The sequence below is a fragment of the Levilactobacillus acidifarinae DSM 19394 = JCM 15949 genome, assembly GCF_001434835.1.
Classification (GTDB): Bacteria; Bacillota; Bacilli; order Lactobacillales; family Lactobacillaceae; genus Levilactobacillus; species Levilactobacillus acidifarinae.
This window is the reverse complement of sequence record NZ_AZDV01000027.1, coordinates 29,856-53,077: the sequence shown is the minus strand read 5'-3', so window position 1 is coordinate 53,077 and position 23,222 is coordinate 29,856. Positions and strand designations below refer to the sequence as shown.

Below are 23,222 nucleotides of genomic sequence, written 5' to 3'. Positions count from 1 at the left end.
TTATGGCGGAAGATTTATCGTTAGATGCGACGAACCCGTTGTCACACCCGGGAGAAGCCATTAACGGTGATACGAATGCTTATAATTTAGGGACTTCTAATGCTAAGGCAGGTATTGAATACCTTATCAGCCAATTTGACATTACAGGGGGCACTGGGCAGACCAATCTTGTTGTGAACTATCAACCAATTACGAATGCCATTACTAAAATCTCGCAATTGTTAACGGATTATCAAAACGATAGTTCCTTGCAACACGATACGGGGTATGCGGCACCGGTTTGGACGGATGGTCAAAAATACCAAGATCATAATTCAGTTGAAACTTGGGACACTTACGGTGGTTTCTTAAATCTTACGAAAACAACCTACCATACCGCCGATTATAACCAAGGTTATTCCGATTACATTCGCGACTACGCTTCGGGATTGCAAAATTGGTTGGATGGGTTAACTGCTAAAGCTGCGGACCCTGCCAATGCCGCTAATATGATTGACCAGAACTATAGCGCTTCTGACTTAACGGGAAGCTCAATTAGTGGGACTGGTTTAACCTTCCTGAACTCAATTAGTAAAATTATCTCGGGGTCTTCAAACTATGCGCAAAAAGTCTTAGGTTATACCCAAGACAGCAGCAATACCGCTACCGCAGATATTGCAACGACGACCAAAGCGATTACCGCCTTTGCCGATATTTTAGCACCATCCATCATTAACGGGATTACCCATGAAGCCATTGGCGATATTCGTTCAGTGGGTGGCATCCTTGACATGGATACCTCACCGTACGCTCCCGCCACATTGTCAGAGGCCGTGGCCTTGAACGGGAACTTACAGACGATGGTGACCATGTTAGGGCTCAATGGGGTCCTGGATAACCCCATGTTACAGTCCATTTACACGGGGATTAAAACCAACGCTTTAAACGCGATTCTTTCTAATTGGTCCATCGGGATGAACAATGCCATCACTGATATTATGGCGGGACACGTGTATGACGATCCGTATGCGGTCAACCACGCCTCCGTCAACGGCACCAACTACAACACAATTAACGGCTTTTCTGTGACTGATCCCGGTGCGATTGCGGATACGACTACCACGACGGCTTTGTCTACGGTGGTTCAAGCCGCAGCCTATGCTTGGGGTCAAAAGGTCTTGGGTAACGTTACCACCATGGCGGATAACGATGCACTGACGGGGAACCAGAAGACGTCGGTCACCGATATCGTCAATCAACTGGTCACCAACGGAAAATTATCCCAAGACCAGGCCAATCAACTGTTGAACGATGCGGCCCATGCTTATAGTGGTACGAGTTATACCCGGAGCGGTGCTGGGGCAGAACAAGTTATTCAAGAAATGTATAACAACCAGTACAACACGGTCCAAGCCGCGGTGAACGACTACTTGGCTGATCCTACCGGTTACTACTTCAAAGGAACGTCAACCAACGCTAATGCCGACTTCATTAATTTCTTAACTCAAGATAACCAATATAGCTTTAAGTATTCCGGGTCCTTTGGACAAGCTGCCACCACTGGGCCTAATTTGACCTACGATATGGTTCGTGAAGCGTTGAACGTTATGGACGCACACTACCGAGCCATGGTCGTCGCCGATGCTGCCGTGATTGCGGCTAAGAGTGGGGAGCTAACCACCGATACGAACCCGCTAGACTTTAGTAAAATTACGGGCATCAGTTTAGGGGGGACGCCGTCTGGCTACTTGCCGCAGTTTATGGTCCGGGTCAACAGTATTACGTCGGATACGATGGCGACTCAGGCCTTAACGACCAGTAACGTCAATGCCTTAACGGCCATCGGACAAAAAGCCTACGTGCAAAGCTACGCCGATGAATTACAGAAGGCGGATGCCGCCTTTAACGCCGGGGCTGCTTTGGCGCAACAACAGTACGCTGAGTCGACGGACGGGACCATTCCGGTGGTTGCTGAAGCGGGTTCTTATGACGGTCTGAATTACCAGGCCGATGGAACCGCGCTGGATACTGGGAGTAAGCTCTTAACGTCGAAGTATGGGTCGTCTACGCCAGGATTAGCCTTTACCACCGGGTATAACGCTAACTTGGTTCAGATCACCATCACCACTAGTTCTAGCGATGCGGGCTTCTCTAGTACCTCGATGGCCACCGCCGGCAAGACGGTCAACGTCTTATTAGGCGGGGATGCCCAAATTTACGCCCCAACGCCTATATCTGGGTGGAGTGTTTCTTCCACTAACCCAATCGCGTTAAGCGACGTCACGACACCGCAAACGCTAAACTTTACTTATAAAAAGACGGCCGCCTTTAACTACAACGGTCTGACCACTCAAGAAGTGAAGTACACCGGGACTAACGCCAGTGGCTTATTAAGCAACGAATCGTTAACCCCAACTTGGAACGATTCGACATCTGGGACCAGCGTCACGCTGGAGAATGGCTGGTTTACGGTCGACAACGATGACAGTAAAGTGGGGACTTACACCTACCACTTAACCAGTGCCGGTGCCCAGGCCTTGATTGCTGAATTACAAGCTAATCAAGGGACCAGTTACTTTACCACGCACGAACTGCCGAACGCCACGAGCCTGATGGCCATGACGGGGACCATCGCCATTGACCAAACAGATGATCCTAGCCTGTTACCAAAGATCTCCGCGCACGATCAAACCATCGTTGCGGGACAGAGCTTTGTCCTCAGCCTGGTTGATGGGGCGACGGATGCTCAGGGACATTGGTTATCACCGTCCTTAGTTAAGGCTAGTCTCGCAAACGTCAGTTTCAATACGGTTGGAACTTACGATGTGCCGTTGACCTTAACGGACCCAACGAGTAACCAAACCGTCACAGGCGTGGCCCACATTATCGTAATTTCACAGGAATCCTCCACTTCCGCGAGTCAGTCAACGAGTGAAGTCTCCCAGTCGCAATGGGAAAGTGACTCGATCAGTCAGTCGGCCAGTGACCAGTCCGTTAGTGACGTGATCACCAGCCTATCCCAGTCCGAAAAGAGCTTGAGTGACCGGTCGATTTCCGATGCAAACTCACAAACTAGTCAGTCTGCTCAGGCGTCGGCCAGCGATGCGAGTCTGAGTGACCGGTCAATGTCCGATGCCAGTCTGGCTTCCGTGTCGGTTACTTCTGAAGCGAGTGCCAGTGCGTCGACGAGTACGGCTAAAAGTAGTCAGTCGGCCGCTGAATCGGCTTCAAATAGCGCTTCTGTGAGTGCGTCGACCAGTGCCATGCAGAGTCAGTCAATGGCCAGCGAGGCCTCGACCTCTGCCAAGGCGTCGGCTGATCAATCGGCTTCCGAAGGCAGTTTGAGTGACCAATCCATCTCGACCTCATTGTCCAACACGTCACTGAGCGTTGAAGCCTCACAGAGTGCCTCAATCTCGGCATCGATTGCCATTGACAACTCACAAGTTTCTGAAGCTCGAAATAGTATGAGTGATGAGTCCGTCAGCGTGGACTCGATGATTAGTGCTAGTCAGTTCAGTGAGTTGTCTACGGCCTCTCAATCCTTATCGCAGGCCTTATCACAGGTGGTTTCCGCTGAGAAGAGTGCCAGTGCGGCGTCACAATCTCAAGTTATCGTTAACTCCCAGACGTCGGCATCCATCGCGAGTCTGAGTGAACAATCGATTTCTAATGAAAGTGCTAAGGATTCCTTGTCCGACCTGATCGTGTCACAATCCATCGCCAACTCGAATTCCGTGGTTTCGGCCTCGTTAGCAAGTATTAGTAACCGGGTGGACTCCGACAACAGTATCATGTCGGAAGTCAGCGTCTCCGAAAGCAACGCCATTTCTCAATCACAAGCAAACAGTAACATGATGTCCGACATCTCGGCATCTGAAGCCTCGATGAGTCAGGTGCTGGCAAGTGAATCGACCAGTATTGTCGATGCTCGTAACAGCGCGTTGGTTTCCTTAAGCTTGGCCTCACAAGCCAATAGTGACTCGTTGATTAGCATGGCGAGTCAATCGTTGAGTGCGGCTAGCTTAAATTCAGCCATTGCTAGTGCTTTGAACAGTCTGAGTGACCGGTCCGTCTCCGATGACAGTACCATTAAGATTGTCAGTGGCTCCTTGACCGATCAACAAATTTCAGCTTCCGAGATGGCGAGTCAATCCGCCATTGATTCGGCGGCAACCTCGGCGCTTCTCAGTCAGAGCGTGGCGTCGGCCAGTGCGTCGGCCTCACTCGTTGCGGCTACTTCGGCTCAGGAAAGCGTTGACCAGTCAGTCAGCGTCTCGGCCGATATCTCGCTGTCTCAATCCATTCTCAGTACCATTTCTCAGTCTGATTCCCTAGACTACGGTAAAGTAACGTCCATGCAGGGCGTTTTGAGCGGCCGGGGCATTTCCGAAAATTCGATGCTCACCTCCCTTGCTGATAGTCTCAGTCTGAAATCCTTGAATAACACCAGCTTAAACGCCGCGGTTTCCGCTGCGGAAACTAGTGAACTAAATCAAAGCCTGAGTCACTTATCGGGTGAGATTAGCAACATTCTCGCTTCGGCCAGCGCTTCAGCTGCCAGTCAAAGCGACTTCTCAACGTCTATGACCAGCATGTTGTCTCAGATTTCGACGTCTGAAAACAGTTTGAGTGACGCGTCATTAAGTATCCTATCGGCCAGCACTTCGGTTTCGACCAAGAGCCTGAACAGCGCTAACTCCGCTACCAGCAGTCAAAGTGAGGACACCGCGGCTTCCGAAGCCAGCTTGATGTCCCGTTCGGCTGTCGATAGTCTGAGTCTTGCCTCGTTAGGGGATTCCCGGACGTCACTTCAGACGTCGCAAAGCCAGTCGGCAAGTGATTCGGCGATTGTTTCGGCTTCCGTTTCTCAGCAACAGGCCGCTTCCTTATCCAACGCTAGTCAAGTCGCTTCCGCTACGGCCAGTGAAAACGACGCGTCTACTTCACAAGTCGTTTCCGAACTGAATCAGAAGTCAATGAGCTTAAGTGTTGCTGGTGACGATGATTCGGCCGCCTTGTCGGCCATCACGTCGGCACAACTCAGCTTATCTAACGCTAGTTTGAGCAACTTATCGCAAAGTAACGCTAGTCTGGTCTCAGCTGCGAGTGTCGCATCAGTCAGCACCAGTGCCAACGTCAACTCGGTTGCCAGCCAGAACTCGGAAGTTTCCCAGTCCGAAGCGTCGATCAGTGATCAACTTAAGAGCCACGAATCGATGAGCGCCGCTTCGTTGAGTCAGTCGTCCGCTGAGGATTCGATCAGTCGGTTAGCGAGTCAAGTCGCAAGCCAGTCGGCCGACGTTTCCACGAGTGAACTTTCCTTAAGTCAGTTGTCACAAAGCAACTTGGCTTCCGCTAACAGTCTGGAATCGCAACGGTCTGCCATTGCCAGTCAGAGTGTGGTCGTGAGTGACTCGGTTGCCAGTCTGAGTGCCCAGTCGTTGTCCGATATCAGTATCTTATCGGCCACCTCGACGTCCCGGAACTCCGTACAAACGTCGCAGAGTCAATCGGCCAGTGAGTCGGCTTCAATGTCCGCGTCTATTTCTACGAACGCAGCCAACAGTCGATCACAAGCCAGTCAAGTAGCTTCCGGGAGTGCGCAACAGAGCGCGTCCGTTTCGGCTGACCAATCCGAATCCGCGGTCAACTCCTTGAACAGTATCAGCCAACGTTCCGAACAAGAAACCAGTGTCAGCAAGGCAGTGGCTTCCACGGAACAAAGTCTCAGCGTGGCTAGTGATTCATCCTATAATTCACAAATCAGTCGTTCAAACGCGAGTCTGAGTGCCCAATCGCAATCTGACGCGTCAGAACAATCACAAATCTCGCAAGCGTTGATCAGTGAGTCCAACGCCAGCCTGAGTAACCTGGCTTCAGCTAACGCCAGTGAAGCTTCGGCCGTTAATTCGGCCGCAACCAGCGTTAGTGACGCCCAAGGGTCCGCAGCTAGTCAACACTCCGAAATCTCGGCTTCCGAAGCGTCGATGAGTGACGCCTCGACCAGCCGGATGTCTTTGAGCTTAGCTTCCTTGAGCAACTTATCGCAAAGCGTTTCTGAATCCGCGGATAGTACTAGTGAACGGGTTTCCAGCGATGCCAGTCAGAGTGAAAGTACCGATTCCGCCCAAACCAGTTTGAGCAACCGGTCCGTTTCCGATAGTCAGATTCTTTCGGCCAACTCCACGTCGCGGACGGATTCTCAAAATTCCGCCAGTGCGTCGGCGGGGACTTCGGCTAGTGAATCGGCTGCCATCTCGGCGAATGCCAGTGCCAGTCAGTCGAAGGTCGACCAGTCCGTCGCTGAATCACAGGCCCAAAGTGCCAGTGACGAGGCGTCCGAATCCGCGACAATCTCGGCTTCCATGGCCAGTCTCAGTCAAGCGCAACAGTCCGAATCACAGGTATTGTCACAAGTCGCTTCCGCATCAATTAGCCTGAGTGCGGCCCAGGGGTCTTCGACCTCGGCCATGACCTCAAGCTACGCGAGCCTGAGTGCCCAATCGGCCTCTGACGCCAGTGTTCAATCCGCCATTTCCGTTTCGGAGATGAGCCTATCGAACCGGAGCTTGAGTAACCAATCACAACAAATCATCAGTGAACAATCCGTCATCTCGGCTTCTGAGTCGGCGGCTAACAGTCTTGAAACGTCCTTATCGAACGTGGCTTCCGAGGCCTCCGCTTCCGAAAACTCGATGAGTACCACGTCGGCGGAAACGTCCGCTAGTCAATCGGCTAGTCAGGCCAGTGAAGTTTCTCAGAGCTTGGAATCCTTGAGCAACGCTTCGCAAAGTCGGTCACTGTCACTGAACAGTGTGAGTGATCAGTCTACGGCCGTTGCTAGCGAGAGCCAGAAGAACTCCGAGTCCGAACAGAGTCTCAGTGACCGGTCGCTCTCCGATGCCAGTGTCGTGGCGTCAACGTCGCGGACGGCTTCACAGAATTCTGCCAGCGAATCGGCTAATGCTTCGGCAAGTACGTCAGCGTCCGTTGCGGCGTCGCAGAGCATCAGCCAGGCCCACGAGAGTCAAGTGGCCAGTGAGTCGGCTAGCGTCAGTGCGACGGGATCGGCTTCTAATTCTGCGACCGTTTCCGAATCGATGGCTAGCCTGAGTCAAAAGACATCGCTAGAAAACAGCTTGCTTTCCGAAGTGAGTGCTAGTGAGGCCAGCCTGAGCTCGGCCAACGATTCGACCAAGAACTCCGAGATTAGCGCTTCGAACGCTAGTCTGAGTGAACAGTCTCAATCCGACGCTACCGAGTTATCCACGATTTCTGAGTCCGCTCAGAGTCAGAGTGACGCCAGTGTCAGCGAACACATCGCCTCTGAAAACAGTGAATTGTCCGCCATTACCAGTGCTGAAACCAGCGCAGCGGATTCAACGGCTAGCCTGAACAGTCAATTGTCCGAATTGTCACAATCGGAAAGCTCGTTGAGTCAGGTTTCCGCTGAAAATTCGGCCTCGACCTCTGCTGCCACGTCCGCAACGGTTTCCGCCGAACAATCAGCAGAAGCTTCTGCACAGGCGTCCGCTAAGGAATCGGCCGATGCTTCGCTGAGTCTGAACTCGTTGAGTCAAGTTTCGGCCAGCAACTCGGTTTCCACCACCAGTTTGAGTAACTTGTCGACTTCGATGATCAATCAAAGTCAATCGGCTTCCGCTTCGGCGGCCAGTCTGAGTGACCGGTCGGTTTCCGATGCCAGCATCTTATCCGCTAACTCGACGTCCCGGACGTCCACAGCGGCTAGTCAAAGCGTCTCGGCTAGTGAGTCTGCCGCCACGTCGCTCTCGACGGCGTCTGAAGAAAGTGCGGCTTCGGCTAAGGCCAGTCAAATGGCTTCGGCTTCCGCCAACCAGTCGGCTGAACTCTCGGCTAGTGCTGCGGCTTCCGTATCGCAAGCCATCACCAGTTTGAGTCAAGTTACTTCGGTCATTGGCAGTGAATTATCCGCTGCGAGTGCGCAGACGGATAGCGAGAGTGCAGCTAGTTTGGCCTCGTTATCACAGAGTAACGCCAGTGACTTATCCGCCGTTTCGCAGTCACAACTGAGTGCCTCTAACCAGAGCCTGAGTCAATTATCGAACTCCGTGGCAAGCCAAGTTTCTGAAAACTCCGCTTCGGCGGCCAGCGCCAGTGACGCGGTGGTTTCGACCAGCGCAGCCATTTCCGAAATGGAACAGTCCGAAGCTTCCATGAGTCAGGTTTCCCTGAGTCAGATTTCGGCCAGTGACGCGTCCGTCAGTGACTTATCACTCAGCAACGCGTCCGTCGCGGCGAGTGAGAGTGAAGTCATTGCCAGTGGGGCCAGTCAGAGCGCGGACACGTCCGCTTCCGTGGCTAGTTTGAATTCTCGTTCAGCCGCCGATGACAGCCTGTTGTCCGACAACTCGATGTCGCGGACGTCGTCACAAGCTGAGCAAAGCGCCTCTGGTAGTGCTTCGGCTTCTGCTTCCACGTCAACGGCCGTCGTTAACAGTGAAGCTTCTGCCACCGCCAGCCAGAGTGCCTCGGTTTCGGCCCAAGCCAGTGCTGAAACGTCGGCTTCACAAGCCGCTTCGATTTCCGACGATGACGCTAGTGTGAGCGCCAAGTCCGAAGCTGAAGCGTCCTTGAGCGACGCCATCACTTCTATGGAACAAAGTTTAAGTGAAGCAAACGAGTCATCTTACAATTCTCAAATTAGTAACAGTAACGCTAGCTTAAGTGCCCAATCCGTTTCCGACGCCAACGAGCAATCGATGATGTCGACTTCGACTCAAAGCTTAAGCGATGCCAGTCTGAGTCAGGTCGTTGACTCGACCGCCAGTCAGGTGGCCAGTGTCAGCGACGCCTCAGCCAGTGCCAGCGAAGCCGTTAAATCAGCACAAAGCATGGCCTCCGAATTATCTCAATCCGAAGCGTCGATGAGTGACGCCTCGCTGAGTTTACTTTCCGCGAGTGAAAACTCGTTGAGCGTTCTGTCGGCCAGCAATTCGGCTTCGGCCAACAGTCTGAGTGAACAGATCGCCAGCGGCAATAGCCAGAGTGCCGACCAATCCGCTTCGGCGGCTAGTCTAAACTCCCGTTCCGTTTCCGATGACAGCTTGTTGTCCGACAACTCGATGTCGCGGACCTCAACGCAGGCTAGTCAAAGCGCGTCTGCGAGCGACTCGGTTAAGGCTTCCACGTCAACGGCCATCGTTGATAGTGAGGCTTCGGCGGTCGCCAGTCAGAGTGCGTCAGCCTCGGCTCAAGCCAGTGCGTCGACCTCGGCTTCGCAAGCCGCTTCGATTTCCGACGATGACGCTAGTGTGAGTGCCAAGTCTGAATCCGAAGCGTCATTGAGCGACGCCATCACTTCCATGGAACAAAGTTTAAGTGAAGCAAACGATTCATCCTACAATTCTCAAATCAGTAACAGTAACGCCAGCTTAAGTGCCCAATCCGTTTCCGACGCCAACGAACAATCGATGATGTCGGCTTCCGACCAGAGCGCAAGCAACGCCAGTGTCAGCCAGCTGTCTAACTCGATTGCCAGTCAACTTTCCGCAGTCAGCGCCTCTGATCAAAGCGTGAGTGACGCGTCGCAAGCCTTAGCGAGTCAAGCTTCCGAGCTGAGTCAATCCGAAGCGTCGATGAGTGACGCCTCGTTGAGCTTAATCTCCGCCAGTGAAGCTTCCTTGAGTCAGGTTGCGAGTGAAACGACGGATTCCGAAACCAGTCTGAGCGAACAAGCCCAGTCGATCGCCAGTCAAAGTGCTGAAGCCTCGGCTTCGGTTGCTAGCCTGAGTGACCGTTCCGCTTCCGACGCCAGTGTTTGGAACGAAAATTCCACGTCACGGGATCAGTCCCAAGCTAGTCAGAGTACGTCGGCGAGTGTTTCGGCTCAAGCCAGTGCTTCGGCTTCCACGTCGGCCAGCGTTTCTGACGCCGTGGCCAGTGGGGCAGCTTCCGAATCGGCCAAGACCAGTGCTGACATCTCGGCTTCGCAAGCAACATCGATGTCCGATGCCGACACCAGCCTGAGCCAGAAGTCCACGGACCTCGCTAGTCAAAGTGAGTCCTTGGCCTCCCTGGAACAGAGTGTCAGTGACGCTAGCGATTCCAGTTACGAGTCACAAATCAGTGACAGTAATGCCAGCCTGAGCGACCTATCGGCGTCTAACGCCAGTGAGACCTCGGCCATTTCCGAATCGGCTCTGAGCCTAAGCAATGCCAGTGTCAGTGCCCACCAGAGTCAGGTTGATAGCCAGGCTTCGGCCAACAGTCAAGCCTCGGCCAGCGTGAGTCAAACGGTCGATTCCGCTGCCAGTCAAGCCTCCGAATTCTCCACGTCTGAAGCTTCCATGAGTGAGGCGTCGTTGAGTCGGATTTCCGCGAGTGAGGCGTCCTTGAGTGATCTTTCGGCTTCGAACTCAGTTTCGGCCAACAGTGTCAGTCAAGCGTCTGAATCGATTGCTAGTCAGAACTCGATCACGTCCGAATCCGTCGCGAGTCTGAGCGAACGGTCGGCCAGTGATGCCAGTGTAGCGGCTTCCACGTCCCGGACCGAATCTGCAGCCAGTGCGAGTGATTCGGCGGCAACGTCCGCGTCAACCTCGGCTTCCGATTCCGCCAATGCGAGTGCTAGCCGGTCCGATGCCGAACAATCGGCCTCGACGGCGGCTAGTCAAAGTGCTTCTGCTTCCGCTGAAGTCTCCGCATCGACGTCCGCTTCGGATGCCAGTGTGAGTGCCAAGTCTGAATCCGAAGCCAGTGTCAGCGAGTCCGTGGCTTCGTTGGAGAACAGCCTAAGTGCCGCTTCCAACTCCGATTACAATTCTCAACTCAGTGAAAGTGCGGCCAGCCTGAGCAACCAATCCGTTTCCGACGCCAACGAGCAATCGATGATGTCCGAATCCGAATTGAGTGCTTCTAACGCTAGTCTGAGCAACGCGTCCGAATCGACGGCCAGTCAGTTATCCGAAATCAGCCAGTCGGATGCCAGTGCCAGTGCCGCTTCCGAGTCTGCTGCCAGTCAATTGTCGGCGGCCTCGACTTCCGAAGCGTCATTGAGTCAGGTTTCTCTGAGCGACATTTCGGCTAGTGAAGCGTCGTTGAGTGCTCAATCGGCAAGCAATTCGAATTCTGCTGATAGTTTGAGCCTCTACTCCGAAAGCGTGGCCAGCCAGAACTCCGCAGCTTCCGAGTCTGCCACTAGTCTGAGCGAACATTCATTGTCTAACGACAGTATCTTGTCGGCGAACTCGACATCGCGGACCTCAACGCAGACCAGCCAGAGTGAATCGGCTGATAACTCCGCGAGCGTTTCAGCTTCCAATTCCGCTGATGCCAGTGCTAGCCGATCCGATGCCGAACAATCGGCTTCAACGGCGGCCAGCCAAAGTGCTTCTGCTTCCGCTGAGGTCTCCGCATCGACGTCCGCTTCGGATGCCAGTGTGAGTGCTAAGTCCGAATCTGAAGCCAGCGTCAGTGAGTCCGTGGCTTCGTTGGAGAACAGCCAAAGTGCGGCCTCCAACTCCGATTACAATTCTCAACTCAGTGAAAGTGCGGCCAGCCTGAGCAACCAATCCGTTTCCGACGCCAACGAGCAATCGATGATGTCCGAATCCGAATTGAGCGCGTCTAACGCCAGTGTGGCCAGCTTATCCACTTCGGTTGCCAGTCAGGTTTCCGCGATGAGTGCGTCTGAAGCCAGTCAGAGTGCGGCTTCGGAATCCTTGGCCAGTCAGTTATCCGAGTTATCGCAATCTGAAAACTCGATGAGTGACACCTCCACTAGCTTTGCTTCCGAGAGTCAAGCCTCGGCGGTCGCCTCAGCCAGTGCGTCGACTAGCACCATTGCGAGCCAGTTATCCAACGTTTCCGCGAGTGAAGCTTCCCTGAGTCAACAGTCACAAAGCATCGCTAAATCTGAAGCCAGCTTAACCAGTCAGCTGGAAAGCCAGGCTAGCCAGAGTGCGAGTGTGGCGGCTTCGACGGCCAGTCTGAGTGACCGGTCCGTTTCCGACGACAGTCTCATGTCGGCCAACTCGACGTCGCGGACCTCAACGGCTGCGAGTCAAAGTGCCTCGGCCAGCGAATCCGCCACGGTTTCCGCGAGCGATTCGGCCCAGGCTAGCGCTAGCGAATCGACCGCCAGTCAGTCGGCAAGCGCGTCGGCTAAGACCAGTGCCGCGATTTCCGCGAGTGACTCCGCTTCGATTTCCGAATCGGATGCTAGTGTCAGCGACAAGTCCGAAGTTATCGCCAGTCAAAGCGAGTCGTTAGCTTCCTTATCAGCAAGTATCAGTGACGCCTCAACCTCCGAATTTGATTCGCAAATCAGTGAAGGAAACGCCAGTCTGAGTGATCTCTCAGTCTCCAACGCGTCCGAACAATCCACGATTTCCGAATCCGCCCAGAGCTTGAGCAACGCCAGTGTCAGTGACCACTTGAATTCCGTCACCAGTCAGGTCAACTCGGCGAGTGATGCTGCGGTCAGCCTGAGTGCAGCGAGTCAATCTGCCGATAGTCAATTCTCCGAAATCAGTCAATCCGAAGCTTCCATGAGTGATTACTCGGTTAGTGAAGCTTCGAAGAGTACGGTTTCCGCCGTGCAATCGGCGAGTGAGTCGGCTGCCAATTCGGCTAGCGTTTCCGCCGATGTTTCAACGTCGGATCGCTCCTTGAGTGAATTGTCCGCCAGCAATTCGGCTTCGGCCAACAGTGTCAGCGCGGATGCCTCTACTCAAGCCAGTCAAAGTGACAGCTTAGCGGCTTCGACGGCGAGTCTGAGTGACCGGTCGGCTTCCGACGACAGTATCTTGTCGGCGAACTCGACGTCCCGGACTTCAACGGCCGCGAGTCAAAGTGCCTCGGCCAGCGAATCCGCCACGGTTTCCGCGAGTGACTCGGCTAAGGCCAGTGCCAGCGAATCGACGGCTAGTCAATCGGCTAGCGCGTCGGCCAACGCCAGTGCCGCGGTTTCCGCGAGTGATTCGGCTTCGATTTCCGAATCGACTGCCAGTGTCAGTGACAAGTCCGAAGTCATCGCTAGTCAAAGCGAATCGTTAGCTTCCTTGTCACAAAGTATCAGCGACGCCTCGACTTCCGAATACGATTCTCAAATCAGCGAGAGCAACGCGAGTCTGAGTGAACTTTCAGAATCTAACGCGTCCGAGCAATCCACGATTTCCGAATCTGCCCAAAGTCTTTCCAATGAAAGCTTGAGCCAGTTGTCCGAATCGACGGCTAGTCAACTTTCTGCTAATAGTGAATCCGCGGCGAGTGTCAGTGAGGCCGTTGATTCGCAAACCAGCCAGTACTCCGAAATGTCACAATCCGAAGCTTCGATGAGCGACTTGTCGGTCAGCTTGGTTTCCGTCAGTGACGCTTCCTTGAGTAACGCGTCAATCAGTAATGACACCTCTGCCGCTAGTCTGAGTGAACAGGTTGCTAGTGGGGCCAGTCAAAGTGCCGATGCGTCGAACGCCCAAACCAGTCTGAGTGACCGTTCCGCTTCCGATGCTAGTGAGTTATCCGCTAACTCGACGTCCCGGACGATTAGTCAAACGGTCGCCAGCCAATCGGCTAGCGTCTCGACCAGCGTTTCCGCTTCCGTGGCTCAGTCCACGAGCACCGCTTCACAGGTTGCCAGTCAATCGGCCAGTGCTTCGGCTAACGCCAGTGCCGAGGTTTCCGCCTCACAAGCCACCTCGATCTCCGAATCGGACGCTAGTGTCAGCCAGAAGTCCACGGTTGAAGCTAGTCAGAGCGAGTCGTTAGCTTCCTTGTCACAAAGTATCAGCGAGGCGTCGACTTCTGAATTTGATTCACAAATCAGCGCTTCCAACGCCAGTCTCAGCGAAATTTCGGCTTCGGACGCCAGCGAACAATCGATGATGTCCACCTCCGAAATCAGCGCTTCCAACGCCAGCCTCAGTGATCACTTGGCTTCCGCAGCGAGTGAAACGTCGGCAGCTTCCGAGTCACAAGTCAGTGCCAGTGAAGCCTCCGCTTCAACGGCTAGCCAGGCTTCCGAAGCCAGCCAGTCCGAAGATTCAATGAGTTTGACGTCGCAGAGCTTCGCGTCAATGAGTCTCGACTCGTTAAGCGAGTTATCCGCCAGCAATTCAGTCTCGACGAACAGCTTGAATTCTCAAGTTGCTAGTGGGGCGAGTCAAAGTGCTGCGGCTTCCGAATCTGCTGCTAGTCTGAGTGATCGGTCCGTTTCCGATGCCAGTGCCGTGGCTTCCACGTCGCGGACGACGAGTCAAACGGTAGCCAGTCAATCAGCTAGTCAAAGTACGGCTGACTCAATTTCCGTCGCTAATTCGACGAGCGTCACGTCCGCTACTGCCAGTGAATCGGCAGGGACGTCGGCCAGTGAGAGTGCTAGTGTCTCGGCGAGTCAAGCCGCTTCTATCTCGGCATCCTTGAACAGCCTCAGTGAAGCTTCTACTAGTGAAGCCGAACAGAGTGAGTCCTTGGCTTCATTGGAACACAGCCTGAGCGTGGCTTCGAACTCCAGTTACAACTCACAATTGAGTGAGAGTGCAGCCAGCTTGAGTGCCCAGTCACAAACGGAAGCCAGTCAACAATCGTTGATCTCCGCTTCGCAACTGAGTCTCTCGAACGCCAGCTTGAGTGCCCAATCGAACTCGTTAGCGAGTCAGTACTCTGAAGTCAGTGCTTCTGCTGCAAGTCAGAGTGCCGCTTCCGAAGCGATTGCCAGTCAGTTATCCGAAGCTTCCAATTCTGAAGCCTCGTTGAGTGATATCTCGACCAGCTTTGCCTCGATGAGTACGGCTTCGGCCAGTCAATCGGCCAAGGATTCGGCTTCCGTTTCGGCGAGTGTTTCCGCCGCCGTTTCCGAAGCGTTGAATTCATTGAGTGTCTTGTCCGCTAGCAACTCGGCTTCGGCCAACAGTGTCAGTGAAGACTTGGCCAGCCAGGGGAGTCAAAGCAACAGCGTTTCCATGTCGACCACGAGTCTGAGTGAACGGTCCTTGTCTGACATCAGTATCTTGTCAGCCAACTCCGCTTCCCGGACGTCCACGGCGGCCAGTCAGAGTGCTTCGGCCTCGACGTCTGCCAAGGCTTCGGCCAGTGAGTCAGCAATGGCCAGTGCCAGCCGGTCCACGGCAATTAATTCGGCGAGTGCCTCGGCTAATCAAAGTGCGGCAATTTCCACGTCACAAGCCGCTTCGATCACCGAATCGCTGAACAGTATCAGCCAAAAGTCGGCTAATGAAGCGAGTCTGAGTGATCAGATTGCCTCACAAGTTCAGAGCTTAAGTGCTGAATCTAACTCCGACTTAACTTCACAAATTAGTGAAAGCAACGCCAGTCTGAGCCAAATCTCGGCTTCCGATGCGACTGAACAATCAACGATTTCTGAATCTGAACAAAGTCTTTCTAATGAAAGTTTGAGCCAGTTGTCGTTATCGACGGCTAGTCAGCTTTCCGATAACAATGCCTCAACGGCCAGCCTGAGCGATGCAATGAACTCGCAAGGTAGTCGTTACTCCGAAATGTCCGTATCCGAAGCTTCGATGAGCGGCTTGTCCGCTTCCGCTTCGGCCAGCGTTTCGGCGAGTGCTTCGGCTCAGGTTTCCGCCAGTGATGCATCCTTGAGTCTGGTATCTGCCAGCAACTCGGCTTCGGCCAACAGTACTAGCGAACAGGTCGCTTCCACTTCTGAACAAGAAGCCAGTGTTTCCGCGTCCGCCGCAAGTCTGAGTGAGCGGTCAATGTCCGACGCCAGCGTCTTGTCGGCCAACTCCGAATCCCGGACGTCGACACAGACCAGTCAGAGTCAGTCCGCGAGTGAATCTGCGATGACGTCGGCCATCACGTCCGCTAACACTAGTACGTCAGACGCACAAACGAGTCAAATCGCAAGTGCTTCGGCTAACCAAAGCGCCAGCGTCTCGACGTCACAAGCCGCTTCCGTTGAGGAATCCCTGAACAGTATTAGCGCCGCTTCCACTAGTGAAGCCAGCGTCAACGCGTCCGTGGCCTCCGTGGAACAAAGCGTCAGTGAAGCGTCCGATTCCTCGTACAATTCCGCCATCACCAGCGTCTTGACTAGCCTGAGTCAGCAATCGCAATCCGATGCCAGTCAGCAATCGGCCGTTGCCAGTGCCCAACTCAGTGCTTCCAACGCTAGCTTGAGTCAGTTATCCACGTCAATCGACAGTCAACAATCTGCCGTTTCGGCATCTGATGCCAGCGTGAGTGCGGCGGCCTCGGCGACTGATAGTGTTAACTCCGAAATCAGTCAGTCCGAAGCTTCCATGAGTCACCAGTCCCTGAGTGAAAATTCTGCGGCTGATCATTCCCTGAGCGTCTTGTCGGCCAGCAACTCAGCTTCTGCTAACAGCCTAAGTGAACAGGTGGCTAGTGGGGCCAGTCAGAGCGCTTCAATTGCTGAAGCTTCAACCAGCTTGAGTGAACGGTCTGCCGCCGATACCAGCATCTTGTCCGCTAACTCGATGTCCCGGAACTCAACGCAAACTAACGAGAGTCAATCCGCTAGTGCGTCGGCTGAGGCTTCGACATCAACGGCCATCGTTGAGAGTGGTGCGTCGGCTAACGCTAGTCAGAGTGCCTCGACTTCGGCAACAGCGAGTGCCTCGATTTCGGCCTCACAAACGGCATCCATCTCGACTGATGATGCCAGTGTCAGTGAGAAGTCGGCTGCTGAAGCCAGTGCCAGTCAGCAATTAGCTTCACAGGAACAAAGTTTGAGTGACGCTAATGATTCGTCCTACAACTCCCAGATCAGCGACAGCAATGCCAGCTTGAGCGAACAATCCGTTTCCGACGCCAACGAGCAATCGATGATGTCCGAATCCGAATTGAGCGCCTCGAACATGAGTCTGAGCCAGTTATCACAAACCACAGACAGCCAGTTATCGACGGTTTCCACGTCGATGGCCAGTGCCAGTGAAGCGATCGATTCCTTGACTAGTCGGACTTCCGAAGTTTCGGCTTCCGAAGCCTCAATGAGTGACGCTTCGCAAAGTCTGATCTCCGAATCCGAGAATTCGCTGAGTGTCTTGTCCGCCAGCAATTCGGCTTCCGCCAACAGCTTGAGTGAACAGGTTGCCAGTGGGGCCAGTCAGAGTGCGGACTTATCCGCCTCGGTTGCCAGTGTCAGTGATCGGTCGTTGTCCGACACCAGTGTTCTGTCGGCCAACTCCACGTCCCGGACGTCCGAACAAGCCAGTCAAAGTGCTTCGGCCTCTGATTCGGCAAAGGCTTCGGCAAGTACCGCGGCTGAAACGAGCTTAGCTTCGGCAACGGCGAGTCAGTCCGCTTCGACTTCCGCGGCTGAAAGTGCGGCAGTCTCTACTTCCATTGCCGCCTCGATTACGGAATCGTTAACGAGCTTGAGTAACCGCTCCGAAACCGAAGCCAGCCAGAACTCGGCCATTGCCTCGCAAGGACAAAGCTTGAGTGAAGCCAACGACTCGTCTTACAACTCACAGATTAGTGAGAGTGCTGCCAGCTTGAGTGCCGCTTCGCAAAGTGATGCTAGCGTTCAATCCGCGGTCTCCACGTCTGAAATGAGTTTGTCGAACCAGAGTCTGAGTGCTCAATCCAACTCGATTGCTAGTCAACAATCCGTGGTTAGTGCTTCGACGGTCAGCCTGGGTGCGGCCAGTCAATCCGCGGATAGCCAGTTCTCTGAGGTTTCACAATCCGAAGAATCCATGAGTTTGGCTTCGATGGGTGATTCCTTGCAGAGTACGGTTTCAGCCAGCACATCGGCCAGCGAATCGGCTGCGACATCCGCTAGCGTTTCGGCCAGTGTCTCGGCTGATAACTCCGTTTCGGATGCGTCGTTGAGTATCCTGTCGGCCAGCAACTCGGCTTCAGCCAATAGCTTAAGCGAACGGATCGACAGTAACGCCAGTGAAACGTCTGAGATTTCTGAATCTGCCTTGAGCTTGAGTGAACGTTCAGCCTCCGTAGCTAGTGATTTATCTGCTAACTCGGTAGAACGGAACTCCACGCAAACGAGTGAAAGTGAATCGGCTAACGTTTCGGCGAGTGAATCAGCTTCGATGTCCGTTCTGACCAGTGACGCGCAGGCCTCCGCGAGTGCTTCCGCCGCCATTGTTGCCAGTGAGAGCGTCTTAGCATCACAAACGGCATCAGCCGAGATTTCAAAGTCCTTCGCTAGTGTCAGTGAACGGTCTGAGAGTGAAGCCAGTCAGGTTTCTGCCTTTACCTCAACGGAACAAAGCTTAAGCGATGCTTCGGATTCGTCCTACGATGAGTCAATGAAGAGCGTGGCTGACAGCTTGAGTGCTCAATCGCAAACCAATGCCAGTGAACAGTCTGAAATGGCCGACTCACAATTGAGTGTTTCTAACGCTAGTCTGAGTCAAGTTTCTACAGATATTGTCAGTGAGTTATCAATGGTTTCAGCTAGTGAAGCCAGCGTCAGCGATGCTAAGGTTTCGTTAACCAGTACCAACTCCGAAGTGTCGAATTCTGAGGCTTCGTTGAGTGACGGATCGTTGAGTAGAGCTTCTGCAAGTACGTCAGCCGAAGAATCTGAAAGCACGGCGTCTGCGAGTGCTTCCGCCGAGAAGTCGGAAAGTGAAGCATCCGCGAGTGCCTCTGCTGAAGAATCCGAAAGCACGGCGTCTGCGAGTGCTTCCGCCGAGAAGTCGGAAAGTGAAGCATCCGCCAGTGCCTCTGCTGAAGAATCTGAAAGCACAGCGTCCGCGAGTGCTTCCGCTGAGAAGTCAGAGAGTGAAGCGTCCGCGAGTGCGTCAGCCGAAGAGTCTGAGAGCACGGCGTCTGCGAGTGCGTCAGCTGAAGAATCTGAAAGCGTAGCATCCGCGAGTGCGTCAGCCGAAGAGTCCGAAAGCGTAGCGTCCGCCAGTGTTTCCGCTGAGAAGTCAGAGAGTGAAGCATCCGCGAGTGCGTCAGCCGAAGAGTCCGAAAGCGTAGCGTCTGCCAGTGCTTCTGCTGAAGAGTCCGAAAGCACAGCGTCTGCCAGTGCTTCCGCTGAGAAGTCGGAAAGTGAAGCGTCCGCGAGTGCGTCAGCCGAAGAATCCGAAAGCACGGCGTCCGCCAGTGCCTCTGCTGAAGAGTCTGAAAGCACAGCATCTGCGAGTGCTTCTGCTGAAGAATCTGAAAGCACGGCGTCCGCGAGTGCATCAGCCGAGAAGTCGGAAAGTGAAGCGTCCGCGAGTGCTTCCGCTGAAGAGTCTGAGAGCACGGCCTCCGCGAGTGCTTCCGCCGAGAAGTCGGAGAGTGAAACGTCCGCGAGTGCTTCCGCCGAAGAGTCTGAGAGCACGGCGTCTGCAAGTATTTCTGCTGAAGAATCCGAAAGCACAGCATCTGCGAGTGCCTCCGCTGAGAAGTCAGAGAGTGAAGCGTCCGCGAGTGCGTCAGCTGAAGAGTCTGAGAGTACGGCGTCCGCGAGTGCCTCCGCTGAGGAATCTGAAAGCACAGCATCCGCGAGTGCTTCCGCTGAGAAGTCAGAGAGTGAAGCCTCCGCAAGTGCATCAGCTGAAGAGTCCGAAAGCACAGCGTCCGCGAGTGCGTCAGCTGAAGAGTCTGAAAGCGTAGCCTCCGCGAGTGCGTCAGCTGAAGAGTCTGAGAGTACGGCATCCGCGAGTGCGTCAGCTGAGAAGTCAGAAAGTGAAGCGTCCGCAAGTGCGTCAGCTGAAGAATCCGAAAGTGAAGCGTCTGCAAGTGCTTCCGCTGAGAAGTCAGAGAGTGAAGCGTCCGCGAGTGCATCAGCTGAAGAATCCGAAAGCGAAGCGTCCGCGAGTGCATCAGCTGAAGAATCTGAGAGCACAGCGTCAGCAAGTGCATCAGCTGAAGAATCTGAGAGCACAGCATCCGCGAGTGCGTCGGCCGAAGAATCCGAAAGCGTAGCGTCTGCAAGTGCATCAGCCGAAGAATCCGAGAGCGTAGCGTCTGCGAGTGCGTCAGCCGAAGAATCTGAAAGCACGGCGTCCGCGAGTGCGTCAGCTGAAGAATCCGAAAGCACGGCATCTGCAAGTATTTCTGCCGAAGAATCTGAGAGCACGGCATCTGCGAGTGCTTCTGCTGAAAAGTCGGAAAGTGAAGCCTCCGCGAGTGCCTCTGCCGAAGAATCTGAAAGTACGGCGTCAGCAAGTGCTTCTGCTGAAGAATCTGAAAGCACGGCATCTGCAAGTGCGTCAGCCGAAGAATCCGAAAGCACGGCGTCAGCAAGTGCGTCAGCTGAAGAGTCTGAGAGCACGGCATCCGCTAGTGCATCAGCCGAAACATCTGAAAGCGTAGCGTCTGCGAGTGCTTCTGCTGAAAGATCCGAAAGCGTAGCGTCAGCAAGTGCTTCTGCCGAGAAGTCGGAAAGTGAAGCGTCTGCGAGTGCGTCAGCCGAAGAATCTGAAAGCACGGCCTCCGCAAGTGCATCAGCTGAAGAATCTGAAAGCACAGCATCCGCGAGTGCCTCTGCTGAAGAGTCCGAGAGCACAGCATCAGCTGAAGAGTCCGAGAGCACGGCGTCTGCAAGTATTTCTGCCGAAGAGTCCGAAAGTACAGCATCCGCGAGTGCCTCTGCTGAAGAATCTGAGAGTACGGCATCCGCGAGTGCCTCTGCTGAAGAATCTGAGAGTACGGCATCCGCGAGTGCTTCTGCTGAAGAATCCGAAAGCACGGCGTCCGCGAGTGCATCAGCCGAAGAATCTGAGAGCACGGCGTCTGCAAGTGCTTCTGCTGAAAGATCCGAAAGCGTAGCCTCTGCGAGTGCATCAGCTGAAGAGTCCGAAAGCACGGCATCTGCGAGTGCTTCTGCCGAGAAGTCGGAAAGTGAAGCCTCTGCCAGTGCTTCTGCTGAAGAATCTGAAAGCACAGCCTCCGCAAGTGCATCAGCCGAAGAATCTGAAAGCGTAGCCTCTGCGAGTGCTTCCGCTGAAGAATCCGAAAGTGTAGCATCTGCGAGTGCTTCCGCTGAAGAATCCGAAAGTACGGCGTCCGCAAGTGCATCAGCCGAAGAGTCCGAGAGCACGGCGTCTGCAAGTATTTCTGCCGAAGAATCCGAAAGTACAGCGTCTGCGAGTGCATCAGCCGAAGAGTCCGAAAGCGTAGCGTCCGCAAGTACGTCCGCTGAAGAGTCCGAAAGCACAGCATCTGCGAGTGCCTCCGCTGAAGAGTCTGAAAGCACGGCGTCCGCAAGTGCTTCTGCTGAAGTATCCGAAAGTGAAGCGTCTGCGAGTGCCTCTGCCGAAGAATCTGAAAGCACAGCATCAGCAAGTACCTCTGCTGAAGAATCCGAAAGCGTAGCCTCTGCGAGTGCTTCTGCCGAGAAGTCAGAGAGTGAAGCGTCCGCGAGTGCGTCAGCTGAAGAATCGGAAAGCGTAGCGTCCGCAAGTGCGTCAGCTGAAGAGTCCGAAAGCACAGCGTCCGCAAGTGCTTCCGCCGAAGAATCTGAGAGCACAGCGTCCGCGAGTGCGTCAGCTGAAGAATCTGAAAGTGTAGCGTCTGCAAGCACTTCTGCTGAAGAATCTGAAAGCACAGCGTCTGCAAGCACTTCAGCTGAGAAGTCGGAGAGTGAAGCCTCCGCAAGTGCATCAGCTGAAGAATCTGAAAGCACGGCGTCCGCAAGCACTTCTGCTGAAGTATCCGAAAGTGAAGCGTCTGCGAGTGCATCAGCTGAAGAATCTGAAAGCACGGCGTCTGCCAGTGCGTCAGCCGAAGAGTCCGAAAGTGAAGCGTCTGCGAGTGCATCAGCTGAAGAATCTGAAAGCACGGCGTCTGCCAGTGCGTCAGCCGAAGAGTCCGAAAGCACAGCATCTGCGAGTGCATCAGCCGAAGAATCTGAAAGCACGGCGTCCGCGAGTGCGTCAGCCGAAGAATCCGAAAGCACGGCATCTGCGAGTGCCTCTGCTGAAGTATCCGAGAGTGAAGCGTCTGCAAGCACTTCCGCTGAAGAATCCGAAAGCACGGCATCTGCGAGTGCGTCAGCTGAAGAGTCTGAAAGCGTAGCCTCCGCGAGTGCTTCTGCTGAGAAGTCAGAGAGTGAAGCGTCCGCGAGTGCCTCCGCTGAAGAATCCGAAAGCGTAGCATCTGCAAGCACTTCTGCTGAAGAATCCGAAAGCACAGCATCTGCAAGTGCTTCTGCTGAGAAGTCGGAAAGTGAAGCGTCCGCGAGTGCTTCCGCCGAGAAGTCGGAAAGTGAAGCGTCCGCAAGTACTTCTGCCGAAGTATCCGAAAGTGTAGCCTCCGCGAGTGCGTCAGCTGAAGAATCTGAGAGCACGGCATCCGCGAGTGCCTCTGCTGAAGAATCCGAAAGTGAAGCGTCCGCGAGTGCGTCAGCTGAAGAGTCTGAGAGTACAGCGTCCGCAAGTGCGTCAGCCGAAGAGTCTGAGAGTACGGCGTCTGCAAGTGCTTCCGCCGAGAAGTCGGAAAGTGAAGCGTCCGCGAGTGCGTCAGCCGAAGAATCGGAAAGCACAGCATCTGCAAGCACTTCTGCTGAGAAGTCAGAGAGTGAAGCATCTGCAAGTACTTCTGCCGAAGAATCTGAAAGCACGGCGTCCGCAAGTGCGTCAGCTGAAGAATCCGAAAGCACGGCGTCTGCGAGTGCTTCTGCTGAGAAGTCAGAGAGTGAAGCCTCCGCGAGTGCTTCTGCTGAAGTATCAGAGAGTGAAGCGTCTGCAAGTGCTTCTGCCGAAGTATCTGAAAGTGAAGCGTCTGCGAGTGCTTCTGCTGAGAAGTCAGAGAGTGAAGCCTCCGCGAGTGCGTCAGCCGAAGAGTCCGAAAGCGTAGCGTCTGCAAGTGCCTCTGCCGAAGAGTCCGAAAGCACAGCCTCTGCGAGTGCGTCCGCTGAAGAATCTGAGAGTACGGCGTCTGCGAGTGCCTCCGCTGAAGAATCCGAAAGCGTAGCGTCTGCGAGTGCGTCCGCTGAAGAATCTGAGAGCACGGCATCAGCAAGTATTTCTGCCGAAGAATCCGAAAGTACGGCGTCCGCAAGTGCATCAGCTGAAGAATCTGAAAGCACAGCCTCCGCAAGTGCGTCAGCTGAAGAATCCGAAAGCACAGCATCAGCAAGTATTTCTGCCGAAGAATCCGAAAGCACGGCGTCTGCAAGTGCGTCAGCCGAAGAGTCCGAAAGCGTAGCCTCCGCGAGTGCGTCAGCCGAAGAATCCGAAAGCGTAGCGTCTGCGAGTGCATCAGCTGAAGAATCTGAAAGCACGGCGTCCGCGAGTGCGTCAGCCGAAGAGTCCGAAAGCACGGCATCTGCGAGTGCCTCTGCTGAAGAA

The 23,222-nt window shown here is 54.3% G+C and carries 1 protein-coding gene; it reads left to right on the top strand.

The features are described from left to right. Positions 1 to 2 precede the first annotated feature (2 nt). Positions 3 to 23,222: hypothetical protein (locus FD25_RS11385; RefSeq protein WP_202814021.1), on the top strand; the 23,220-nt coding region annotated here is incomplete at its 3' end.